This window comes from Aquidulcibacter sp., from assembly GCF_020253525.1.
Lineage (GTDB): Bacteria > Pseudomonadota > Alphaproteobacteria > Caulobacterales > Aquidulcibacteraceae > Aquidulcibacter.
This window is the reverse complement of the sequence record NZ_JADCBK010000132.1, coordinates 25,633-37,117: the sequence shown is the minus strand read 5'-3', so window position 1 is coordinate 37,117 and position 11,485 is coordinate 25,633. Positions and strand designations below refer to the sequence as shown.

Sequence of the window (11,485 nt, the reverse complement as noted above, 5' to 3'; positions counted from 1 at the left end):
GAAGTTCCGCGACGCCATGGACAAGATCGGCCTTGAAAGCCCCAAGTCCAAGATCGCCCACACGGTTGAAGAGGCCATGGCCGCCCTGCCCTTCGTCGGCCTGCCTGCTATTATTCGCCCCAGCTTTACCCTTGGCGGCACGGGCGGTGGCATCGCCTATAATGTCGATGAGTTTAAGCGCATCTGCGCCAATGGCATTGCCGCAAGCCCTGTCGGTGAAGTCTTGGTTGAAGAAAGCGTTTTGGGCTGGAAAGAATATGAGATGGAAGTGGTTCGCGACAAAGCGGACAATTGCATCATCATCTGCTCCATCGAAAATATTGACCCCATGGGCGTTCACACGGGCGATTCCATCACCGTTGCCCCTGCACTTACCCTGACCGATAAAGAATATCAGCGCATGCGCGATGCCTCGATTGCCGTCTTGCGCGAGATTGGGGTGGAGACCGGTGGCTCTAACGTGCAATTTGCCCTCAATCCCGCCGATGGCCGGATGACGGTGATTGAGATGAACCCGCGTGTGTCGCGCTCCTCTGCCTTAGCGTCCAAAGCAACAGGCTTCCCAATTGCCAAGGTCGCGGCCAAGCTTGCCATCGGCTACACGCTCGATGAAATCGCCAACGACATTACGGGCGGGGCGACCCCTGCCTCGTTTGAGCCCTCGATTGACTATGTCGTCACCAAAATCCCCCGCTTTGCCTTTGAAAAGTATAAGGGTGCCGACACAACTTTGACCACGTCGATGAAGTCGGTGGGCGAAGCCATGGCGATTGGCCGGACGTTTCAGGAAAGCTTCCAAAAGGCCCTGCGCTCGCTGGAAACGGGCCTCGATGGCTTTGATCCCTTCTTAGAGGTCGGCAATGATAAGGAAGCGCTGCATCAAGCGCTGACAATCCCGACCCCAACCCGTATTTTGGTGGTTGGCCAGGCCCTGCGCATGGGCATGAGCGTGGAAGAAGTCCATGCCGCCAGCAAGATCGACCCCTGGTTCCTCGACCAATTCGCCGACTTGATCGCGACGGAAAAGAAGCTGGAGACCCTTGGCCTTCCCCAAGCCCCCGCCGATTGGCGCTATGTCAAAGCCCAAGGCTTCTCCGATAAGCGCTTGGCCAAAATCGCTGGCAAGAGCGAGCTTGATGTGCGGGCCGCGCGCCGTGCTGCGGGCGTGCGCCCATCCTATAAGCGCATCGACACCTGTGCGGCCGAATTTGCCTCGCCCACGCCCTATATGTATTCGACCTATGAAACCGAATGCGAAGCCGCACCCAGCTCTGCCAAGAAAATCATCATTCTGGGCGGTGGGCCAAACCGCATCGGCCAAGGCATTGAGTTTGACTATTGCTGCTGCCACGCAGCCTTTGCCTGCGAAGAGCTGGGCATTGAAAGCATCATGGTCAATTGTAACCCAGAGACGGTCTCAACCGATTATGACACCTCAGACCGGCTGTATTTTGAGCCTTTGACTGCGGAAGACGTGCTGGAAATCATCGAGACCGAAAAGCAAAGCGGAACCCTGCTCGGCGTCATCGTGCAGTTTGGTGGCCAAACCCCGCTGAAGCTTGCCCACCCACTGGAACAAGCCGGTGTGCCCATCCTGGGCACCAGTGTGGACGCCATTGATATTGCCGAAGACCGCGAGCGCTTTAAGGCGCTGCTCAATGAGCTCAATATGCTCCAACCCCGCAATGCGATTGCCCGCACCGAAGCCGAAGCAATTCTGGGGGCACAGGCTGTGGGTTATCCCGTTGTGCTGCGCCCATCCTATGTGTTGGGCGGCCGGGGCATGGAGATTGTCTATGATCAGGCAAGCCTCGAGCGCTATGTGCGCGAAGCGGTGATTGTGTCGGGCGATAACCCCGTCCTGATCGACCAATATTTGCGCGATGCCATCGAAGTCGACGTAGATGCTTTGTCCGACGGCAAGGATGTGTTCGTGGCAGGCATCATGGAACATATCGAAGAAGCGGGTATTCACTCCGGCGACAGCGCCTGTGCGCTTCCCCCCTATACCCTACCCGATGAGATTATCGCCAAGATCGAAGCCCAGACCATTGCCATGGCCAAGGGCCTAAATGTGGTGGGCCTGATCAATATCCAATATGCCATTAAGGACGACACAATCTATGTGTTGGAAGCAAACCCACGCGCCTCGCGGACGGCCCCCTTTGTGGCCAAAGCCGTGGGTATTCCAGTTGCCCGGATTGCGGCCAAGCTTCAGGCGGGTGAAAGCCTTGCAAGCTTTGGACTAAAGCAGAAGAAACTCAACCATGTTGCTGTAAAAGAAGCGGTTTTCCCCTTTGCTCGTTTTGCGGGTGTGGACCCCATTTTGGGCCCTGAAATGCGCTCAACCGGCGAATGCATGGGCATTGATGCAGACTTTGGTCATGCGTTCTTAAAGTCGCAATTGGGCGCTGGCATGCGTTTGCCTACCGGCGGCACCGCCTTCTTGTCGGTGAAAGATAGCCATAAGCCCGCGCTTGCCGAACTCGGTCGCAACTTTGTCCGCTTAGGTTTCAAACTGGTCGCGACAGAGGGCTGTGCCAAAGTCCTGCGCGAGGCTGGCGTGCCGGTGGAGCGCGTCAATAAGGTGATGGAAGGCCGTCCCCATATCGTGGACGCGATGATCAATGGCGACATTCAATTGGTCGTCAATACCACCGAAGGCGCGCAATCACTCGCCGACAGCTATTCTATCCGACGGACTGCTTTGGTGTCTAATATCTCTTACTACACCACCATCGCAGGGGCGCGTGCGGCTGCCACGGCCATTGAAGCGGCCGAGGGAGAAACCCTGCAAGTTAAGCCACTGCAAGCATACGCTTGACGAAAGACGTTCTGAACACCACTCTATAAGCCCCTTTTTGTGGAATCCCCCTAATGGAAAAGATCCCTATGACTGCAGAGGGCCATGCGGCGCTCGATGCAGAACTCAAACGTTTGAAGACTGACGAGCGCCCATCGGTGATTGGCGCGATCTCAGAAGCGCGCTCGCATGGCGACCTGTCTGAGAATGCGGAATATCACGCAGCCAAAGAGCGGCAATCCTATATTGAGGGCCGCATCGCTGAGCTGGAAGACAAATTGGCACGCGCCCAAGTGATCGACGTGTCGAAACTGTCGGGCACGAATGTGAAGTTTGGTGCCACGGTGACCGTCATTGACGAAGACACCGACCATAAGGCTGTCTACAAAATCGTGGGCGAAGATGAAGCCGATGTGAAGCTTGGCAAAATCTCAATCACCTCACCCATCGCGCGCGCCATGATTGGCAAAGAAGAAGGCGATGTGGTGGAAGTGGCAGCTCCTGGCGGCTCTAAAAGCTACGAGATCGTCTCGGTCACCTGGGCCTAAGGCGTAACATCTTCTCGTCAGGCAGATTAGAACGGGCCCCTGCTTAGGGGCCCGCTTTCTGTGTTAGAGGCGGACTTCAAAGGTCGCCTCGGTCTTGGCTTTCACCTCATCCAAGGTCACACCCGTCGCCAATTCGATCAGCGACATCCCCCCTGCCCGACGGTCAATCGAAAAGACCGCCAGATCGGTGATGACCAGATCGACGACTTTCAGACCTGTCAGTGGCAGATGGCACTTGTGCAGGAGCTTTGGCGCGCCGTCTTTCGCGGTATGTTCCATCACGACGACGCAGCGGCGCACGCCTGCCACCAAATCCATGGCCCCGCCCATGCCTTTGACCATTTTGCCGGGCACCATCCAATTGGCGAGGTCGCCAGTCTCAGAGACTTCCATCGCGCCCAAAATCGACAAATCGATATGGCCGCCCCGGATCATGGCAAAGCTATCGGCTGAGGAGAAAAACGAGGTTTGCGGCAATTCGGTAATGGTCTGCTTGCCGGCATTGATCAGATCGGCATCCTCCTCCCCCTCAAACGGGAAAGGCCCCATGCCCAACATGCCATTTTCGCTTTGCAGCGTCACAGTCATGCCTTCGGGGATATGATTGGCAACCAAGGTTGGGATGCCAATGCCAAGATTGACGTAAAAGCCATCGCGCAATTCTTTGGCGGCGCGTGCGGCGAGATCATCGCGGGTCCAGGGCATCAGACAGCCTCCCTCTTGGTCACAGTGCGCTGTTCGATGCGCTTTTCGAAGCTGCCTTGCACCAAGCGCTTCACATAAATGCCGGGGGTATGGATGTGGTCGGGGTCAAGCGTCCCAACGGGCACAATTTCTTCGACTTCGGCGACGCAGATTTTCCCAGCCGTGGCCATCATCGGATTAAAATTGCGCGCCGTTTTGCGGTAGATCAAATTGCCCGCCGTATCGGCCTTCCAAGCCTTCACCAGCGACAAATCAGCCTTGAGGCCGGTTTCGAGAATATAGGTTTCGCCATCGAAATCCTTATGCTCTTTGCCTTCGGCAATCTTCGTGCCGACGCCAGTCTTGGTATAAAAGCCCGGAATACCGGCCCCACCGGCGCGAATGCGCTCTGCCAGCGTGCCTTGAGGATTAAACTCCAGCTGCAACTCACCGGAGAGATATTGCCGCTCAAACTCTTTATTCTCGCCCACATAGGACGAGATCATCTTGGCAATCTGCTTGGTCTCGAGCAGCAGACCCAAGCCAAAGCCATCGACCCCGGCATTGTTAGAGATCACACTAATGCCCTTCACGCCGCTGTCGCGCAGCGCCAGGATCAGGTTTTCGGGAATGCCGCACAAGCCAAAGCCGCCGGACATCACGGTCATGCCGTCGAAGGTCAGGCCTTCAAGTGCGGCTGCCGCATTGGGATAAATGGTGGTCACTGCTTTACGCCCTTCGGGTTTGTTCGCCCGTGTTTAGCAAGGCTTGAAGCTTTGTCGAGCACTTAGGGACACAAAGGGGTGGCAATTCCTGTAGAGCGCCTATGGGGTGGGCGCGGGCTTGGCACTATTGGCCAGTGCGCTTGCGCACAGCGGTGATGGACTTGGTAAAGCCCGCCACCTTTTCCAGCACCATTTCAGCGTCTGGGAAGAAGCCTCTCATGTCGGCCTCGTTCAACAAACGCCAGTCAGGCTGAACATTGGATACCCAGAATTTGCCAACCGTTTTCATAATTTGCCGCTGCAGCGGGCGCGGGAGAAAAATAATTGGCTGGGGCAACATGGAATGCTGTTCCAAGGGGAAATCGACATTGGGGGTTTGGACAAAATAGCCATCGGTGATGCGGCGCAACTCATCGGCAAAGCGCTGTTGGTGCACAATGGCTACGGCCTCAAACGCTTTATTGTCATCCATGTCGAGCATGGCCTGTTTTGGCCCGGTCACATGCTCAATCACCGAGGAGCAAAACACGATATCAAAGGCGCGATCTTCGAAGGGTAAGGCCTCTTTCGAGCCATCCAGCAGCATGGTCTCATAGCCATACGTGGCTTTGGCCTGCTCAAGATCCGGGGCCCAATGGTCTGCGATCAAGACATTCTTGTGATCGGGCGCGATTGAATGAAAATGGCTGCCATTACCACCGCCAAGGTCGAGGATACGGTGATGCGGCTCTACACCCATCAAAGTCAAAAACTGCTCACCACGGCGGGCGCGGGCTTTGGCAGAGATGTCGCGCAGGAAGGACTTGATCAAAATCGGGTTCCAAAAAGATGCGCGCTTGGACTCTCATCAGCTCCAAAGCAGGGGCCAAAATTTGAAACACGTGCCGCGCAGGATTGAGCCCTGTTTCTAGCGAGCTTTTGTAAAAGAACACATAACGGCCATGTCTTTAGCTTACATCAGTATTGATTGAATAAAATTTCGTTTTGACTGGTTTATTCTGGTATTTTTTGGCAAATCAAAGCCATAAAAGACATCTACTTTTGGAAACATCAAAAAAAGGCATGCCGATCTGGCCAAGACGGCATAAGCTTTGCAGCAGCCAATCGAAAGCTTTAGGAAGGCCAAACATGGAACGCTTACGATCATTCTGTCGTCGCTCAGGTCTTGTCTGCGCGCTGGGGACGATTTTGATCGGGTCAGGCGTTGGCGTGGCGGTGGCCCAAGGCGTGTGGCAAGTCACCAAAGCCCCCACGCGCACACAAATCGCGACGGTCGCGCGCGCACCTTTTCCAGTTGAGCGCTGCATCAATGTGGCTGGTGCCCTTGAAGCCCCGAACGAGGGTGACTGGGGCTATAAGATCCGCGAGCGTGACTTTCGAACCATCCGTGCGGCTGGCTTTGATACCATTCGTGTACCCATCAAATTCTCCGCCCATGCGATGGAACAGGCCCCCTATACATTGGACCCAGCCTTTATGGCACGGATTGATGAAGTGGTGCGCTGGGCGCTTCGAAATGATCTGACCATTATCCTGAACCTCTGCCACTATACCGAATTGTTTGAAAATCCCGATGTGCATGAGCGTCGGCTGGTCGCGCTATGGGCGCAAATTGCGGCGCGCTATCAAAACACGCCGGCCAAAGTGATGTTTGAGATCATCAATGAGCCGCAAGAGGCGTTTTCTGGCCCGCGCGTCAATAAAGTCCAAGCTGAAGTTCTAACCATCATCCGCAAAACCAACCCCACCCGCACCGTGATTTTTGCCGGTGACAATTGGGGCAATATCAATGGGATGGACAATCTAGAATTGCCCGACGACCCCTATGTCGTTGGCACGGTGCATTATTATCAGCCATTTGAATTCACCCATTCGGGGGCAAGCTGGATGGACAATCCGCCACCGGCCGGCCGTATTTGGCCCAGACCGGGGGAAACGCGCGAGCTTCAAAAAGATTTGGCCCAAATTGCTGCCTTCCGCGAGCGGATTAAGGCCCCGGTGCTTTTGGGCGAATATGGCGTGGGCGTGGAAGTGCCCATGCGCTTGCGGGCCGATTGGACGCGCGCCATGACCAGTGCCTTTAAGGAAATCAACATGCCTGCCTGCTATTTCAACTTCACCGGCGGGTTTGACACCTATGACCGCACGGTCGAGCAGTGGCACGCCCCCTTGCTTGAAGCACTGCAATTGAGGCCCAAGTGAGCGATACCTCCCCGATCCGGCAAGAACGCAGTTTTACCGGTGCCATCCCGTTCAAAGCCGATGGTGGCTATATGCCGGGTTTGGATGGCTTGCGGGCAATTTCAATTCTGATTGTGGTGATTGCCCATGTGGGGTTTGAAAATCTGATCCCGGGTGGCCTTGGGGTTACGGTTTTCTTCTTCGTCTCGGGCTTTCTGATTACCCGTATTCTGGTCGCCGAACAGAATCAACAGGCTGGCGCGATTGATTTGCCCGGCTTTTATCTGCGTCGTTTCCTGCGCTTGGCCCCGGCGCTCTTGGTGTTTTTACTCGGCTCTTGGCTGATGCTGGTCCCGTTTGGGGTGAAGGTGGACGCGGGCCATGTTTTGGCGGCGGTCTTTTATTTCATCAATTATTACGATGTGGTCCGCGAATGGTTTGGCTGGTCAGAGCGGACGATTCCTTGGGGCCATTTGTGGTCCTTGGCGGTGGAAGAGCATTTCTACCTCCTCTTCCCGGCAGCCCTCGCTTTATTTGGCAAAACCCATCAGGCGCGCTTGCGCCTGATTGTGATCAGCATTGTGGTCTGCGCCATCTGGCGGGCTTATGCGGTGCTGGGCCTGGGCCTGCCCCATGAGCATACCTATTACACCACCGATAGTCGGCTTGAAAACATTGCCTGGGGCTGTTTGCTCGCCATCTTGCTCGACGGTGCCCCCCGCACCAAAGCCCGTTTGGCTTGGCTGGTTGGCTGGCACTGGGTCGTTCTGGCTTTGGGTGCGATCCTTGCGACTTTGGTGTATCGCGACGAGGTTTTCCGCGAGACCTTGCGCTATTCAATCCAAGGGGCCGCCCTCTTCCTGTTGGTCCTAAACCTCTATGCGCTGCGCTCCATGCGCTTTTCAATCGACCTCTTAGAGTTGAAGCCGATGCGCTGGATCGGGCGGCTCTCTTACTCGCTCTATCTCTGGCATGTGCCGATTATCTGGATTGTGCGCCAAGTCATGCTGGGCGATGCTAATAGCCTTGAGCGCTTGTCGCCCCTGGGCATGGGGATCGCTGTTGCTTTGAGCTTTGCCTGCGCTTGTGCCAGCTATTACGCCGTCGAACGCCCCCTCTTTGGCCTGCGCAAACGCTTTGGCGGTAAGCCGGTTGAGACATTGGCAACGGCTTAGGCTGCCTATGGGTGAGGCCTAATATTTGAAGACGACCAAAGCTGGTCGCTCGGCTCGGCAGGCTGGTTGTTCAAGACCTTTGCCCGTAGCAACCCAATTCGCTGCCGCCCGTTCCGCGAGAATGGCAAAATCCTCTGATGTGCTAAAGGCTGTTGCAGTCGCCTGCGTCACCCCACCTTCTGGATTGAGCGACAGGCGCAGAAACACGCCGCCTGCTTGGCCTTCAAACATCGGTGCGATGGGATAGGCGGGCAGATTAGACTCCCGGTTGACGATTATAAGCGGATCATTCTGGTTCTCGCACGACCCTTCCATTTTGCCGATCAGGTCAAACTCGGCCTGGCGGGCATTCAAAAGATCTGTCCCCTCTTTCTTTTCGCTACCGCGTAACTCAGCATACGCAATATAGACCCAGAGAAACAATTCATCCCAAACCTTGTCCCATTTGGCATTGGCTTGCGGCTTTTGCGCGCCATAGGCCAATCGCGCGTCGACCATGAGCTTTAACGCGGCCAAACGCTCTTGCTTAGCCAAAAGGGCTTGGGCCTTAACCCGGGCACCCAAGGCACGTACGGCAGCGGCTTCTCCGGCTTGGAGGCCGCCCAGAAGCTTTAAGCCCTCTTCGGCTTGCTTCAAAGCCAAGTCCTTTTTGCGCTCACGCATGGCGTAATCGCTCAATAAGAAGGTCGCCTCGGCGCGAGTTGCGGCAGGCGCACTTTTGCCCGCAGCCAAAGCACGGCGAAGCTCAATTGCCGCCATGGCGCGACCTTCATTGGTTGCGCCTTGATAGGTTTGGATTGCAGTGACAAGTCTGCCCTGCCCTGCTGGATCGGCTTGAGCTGAAGCGAGCGGCACCCAAGCCGCCAAACCCATAGCGACCAAGCCCAACGCTTTCTTGGAAATCAAATGTGTCATGGCAAACCCACCCAGTGCAAAATTCAAATCAATGCAGGCAGGTTATCATCGCAGATCATGCGGTCAATGCGATCAACATAGCGGGATAAGGCCTTGGTGGGCGGGCCCCAAAAGGAAAAGGCCCCAATAGATTGCTCTATTGGGGCCGGAGGGTGTGCTCCGTGTGAAGCAATGGTTCACGTCAAACGCGAGGGACGGGATGGTCTGCCGTGAGCCACGCCCCTGTTCTAACCGGGCCTGATTGAACGCAAGCTGAACAGAATCGCGACCTATCCTTTCTTCACAAAAATTCTTGCGGGGTGAAGATATTGCGCTCGCCATCTTGGACGACCCGCCCCTTGCGCCCCACGCCCTCGCGGCTTTCCAGATCGGCCATAATCGCCGTATCGCCTTTTGGTGTATTGGCAACAAAGCGCCGCCCGGCTTCATCGCGCCCAATCACAATGCCCATGCGCATGCCTTCGCGAGCATGGATCACGGTATAGGTTTCAATCGTCGCAGCCCCTGCAGGGGTCTCGGTCACCTCAGGTGAAGCCATGACGTCGATTTCAGCCTGATAGGCTTTCTTGGAAGGCCGCGACCACGCGCCTGTGGTTGGCTGGCACGAATAAATCCCAAACGCATGCTTGGTGAGGAACCAGCCATTGGCATTTAAGAAGCCAAACGCTTTGGGCTCTTTGCGGCAGCGATGGATCATCTCCACAATGCCATGCATGGAATAATTGTTTCCGGGGCCACCAAAATAGGGCAAGCCGCCGGTCAATGTCAGCCCGCGCGGATCATCAGTTGCAAGGCCCATTTCTTGGGCCGCAATTTCTACCGCCACGGGGAAGCAGGAATAGAGGTCAAAGAAGGCCATGTCGGCCAAGGTCTTGCCCGCCATCGCGAACGCTTCGCGCGCGCCCACCCGCATGGCGGGGCTCGAATGATAATCCACCCGGTCGAGCACATTCCATTTTTCAATCGTATCGGCACAGCCGTGCAGGAACACCATATGGGCATCGGCCACACCAAGGCTCTTGGCATGGGCATAGCTTGCCAACAGGACCGCTGCTGATTGGTCGACTTGGATGATGGCATTGAGGCGCTTGGGATATGGAAAGCCCACCATGCGGTTGCTGGCGCTGGGGGTTACCAAAGCCTCTGCCGTCTGGGCTTGGGGAAACCATGCATAGGGGTTTTGGGCAGCTACTTCGGTGAAAGGTGCAAACAAGGCCCCCAAAGCCGCCGAGTGGGCCTCTAAGCTGCGGCCCAATTTTGCCCGATAGGCATTTTCAAACATGGGATAGACATTGGTCGGAAACTCTAGCCCGTGCCGCGCTTCATAGGGCGAACAACCATCGCGGCCATCGCCAAACATGGCCGGGGCTTCCTCATCATCGACTTGATAGGCAGAAAGCGGGCCAAAATTGCCAGCTTGGACCAGCTTCATCATGGAGCCTAAAAACTCAGCGCCCGCCAAGAGAACCAACTTGTTGTCACCTTTAGCAATGCGTTCGGCGGCTTCATTGACTAAGGCTTGCGGCGTATTGCCGCCGACATGTGTATAGGTTTGCCACGCAGGGGCCGCCCCCAATGCCTTGGCGAGCGCTTTAGGCGGGTTCTTGGCTTTGGGAATCGGCATCCGGCTTAGATTGCCACCGGCATCAATCGTAAAGCCAACCACGGCCAATCCATCAATTTGGCTTAAAACCTCGCGGTTTAGGCCTGAATCTGCCACCGCTGCCTCAGCGGCGCGCGCGCACAAGCCAATCGGTGGCGGACAAGCTTCCGGGGCACCGCGATAGGTGAATTGGCCCCCGCCAATCAGGACAGGCGTGTTTGGATCGATCAACTTAAGCTCCCTGCATCTCTTGTTGTTTGTTTGTCTGGGTCACGCAGATAAGACCATTTTGCCGCCAAGTCGAGGCGCCTAAAAAAGCATCAAAGTGTGCCTATCGTCTAGGCAATGTGTGGCAAGCAGCCTATAGCGGCAGGTGCCGAGGTCGCGCCCTTTCGCTGAAGGGACTATGCCCAACGCAGAACTCATGTACGGGTCCTATTTGCCTCACCCAAGGCGCTCGCGGCATCACACTAGCAGGCGGATTTTATGAAAAAGATCGAAGCGATTATCAAGCCGTTCAAGCTCGACGAAGTCAAAGAAGCGCTTCAGGACTTGGGTCTTCAAGGCATGACTGTGGTTGAAGCCAAGGGCTTTGGCCGTCAAAAGGGCCATACCGAACTCTATCGCGGGGCGGAATATGTCGTCGACTTCTTGCCCAAGCTGAAGCTCGAAGTCGTCGTGGGCGATGATCAAGTTGACGCGGCCGTGGAGGCCATTACCAATGCCGCGCGCACCGGTCGTATCGGTGACGGGAAAATCTTTGTGTCCGACATCAGTCATGTCGTACGCATTCGAACGGGGGAATCTGGGATCAACGCGGTTTAACCGCCTGCCCTCAGAAACTCTATTGA

Annotated in this window: 10 protein-coding genes; 5 read left to right on the top strand and 5 right to left on the bottom strand. The window is 55.9% G+C overall.

Annotated features, from left to right (window positions below; genetic code table 11):
• Both carB and greA read left to right on the top strand, forming a co-directional pair.
• The coding region (carB, locus tag IOB61_RS14245) for a carbamoyl-phosphate synthase large subunit (protein WP_290818066.1) at positions 1-2,824 on the top strand (2,824 nt) is incomplete at its 5' end.
• 53 nt (positions 2,825-2,877) lie between these two features.
• The gene (greA, locus tag IOB61_RS14240) at positions 2,878-3,351 is read left to right on the top strand and encodes a transcription elongation factor GreA (protein ID WP_290818063.1); all 474 of its coding nucleotides are present in this window, start codon (positions 2,878-2,880) and stop codon (positions 3,349-3,351) included.
• A 63-nt stretch (positions 3,352-3,414) separates the two neighbouring features.
• Here greA and IOB61_RS14235 read toward each other — a convergent pair whose 3' ends face one another.
• The 3 genes from IOB61_RS14235 to IOB61_RS14225 all read right to left on the bottom strand — a co-directional run bounded on the left by IOB61_RS14235 (position 3,415) and on the right by IOB61_RS14225 (position 5,571).
• Positions 3,415-4,056 (bottom strand): CoA transferase subunit B, encoded by a 642-nt coding sequence (locus IOB61_RS14235; protein WP_290818060.1) that lies wholly within the window; start codon positions 4,054-4,056, stop codon positions 3,415-3,417.
• Entirely contained in the window at positions 4,056-4,760 is a 705-nt protein-coding gene (locus IOB61_RS14230) for a CoA transferase subunit A (RefSeq protein WP_290818058.1), read from the bottom strand. The genes IOB61_RS14235 and IOB61_RS14230 overlap by 1 nt, the downstream gene beginning before the upstream one ends.
• 124 nt (positions 4,761-4,884) lie before the next feature.
• Complete coding sequence (locus IOB61_RS14225; RefSeq protein WP_290818055.1) at positions 4,885-5,571, bottom strand: class I SAM-dependent methyltransferase; 687 nt, start codon at positions 5,569-5,571, stop codon at positions 4,885-4,887.
• A 317-nt stretch (positions 5,572-5,888) separates the two neighbouring features.
• Here IOB61_RS14225 and IOB61_RS14220 point away from each other — a divergent pair, with 317 nt between their 5' ends.
• Entirely contained in the window at positions 5,889-6,962 is a 1,074-nt protein-coding gene (locus IOB61_RS14220; protein ID WP_290818052.1) for a glycoside hydrolase family 5 protein, read from the top strand.
• Entirely contained in the window at positions 6,959-8,116 is a 1,158-nt protein-coding gene (locus IOB61_RS14215) for an acyltransferase (RefSeq protein ID WP_290818049.1), read from the top strand. The genes IOB61_RS14220 and IOB61_RS14215 overlap by 4 nt, the downstream gene beginning before the upstream one ends.
• A gap of 18 nt (positions 8,117-8,134) precedes the next feature.
• On the opposite strand, the gene IOB61_RS14210 is transcribed toward IOB61_RS14215, so the two are convergent.
• Both IOB61_RS14210 and IOB61_RS14205 read right to left on the bottom strand, forming a co-directional pair.
• Positions 8,135-9,031: a hypothetical protein gene (locus IOB61_RS14210; RefSeq protein ID WP_290818046.1), complete on the bottom strand. Its 897-nt coding sequence runs from the start codon at positions 9,029-9,031 to the stop codon at positions 8,135-8,137.
• A 280-nt stretch (positions 9,032-9,311) separates the two neighbouring features.
• Positions 9,312-10,865: an acetyl-CoA acetyltransferase gene (locus tag IOB61_RS14205; RefSeq protein ID WP_290818043.1), complete on the bottom strand. Its 1,554-nt coding sequence runs from the start codon at positions 10,863-10,865 to the stop codon at positions 9,312-9,314.
• Between the two features lie 255 nt (positions 10,866-11,120).
• On the opposite strand from IOB61_RS14205, the gene IOB61_RS14200 reads away from it, so the two are divergent.
• Positions 11,121-11,459 (top strand): P-II family nitrogen regulator, encoded by a 339-nt coding sequence (locus tag IOB61_RS14200; RefSeq protein ID WP_085339145.1) that lies wholly within the window; start codon positions 11,121-11,123, stop codon positions 11,457-11,459.
• Positions 11,460-11,485 lie beyond the last annotated feature (26 nt).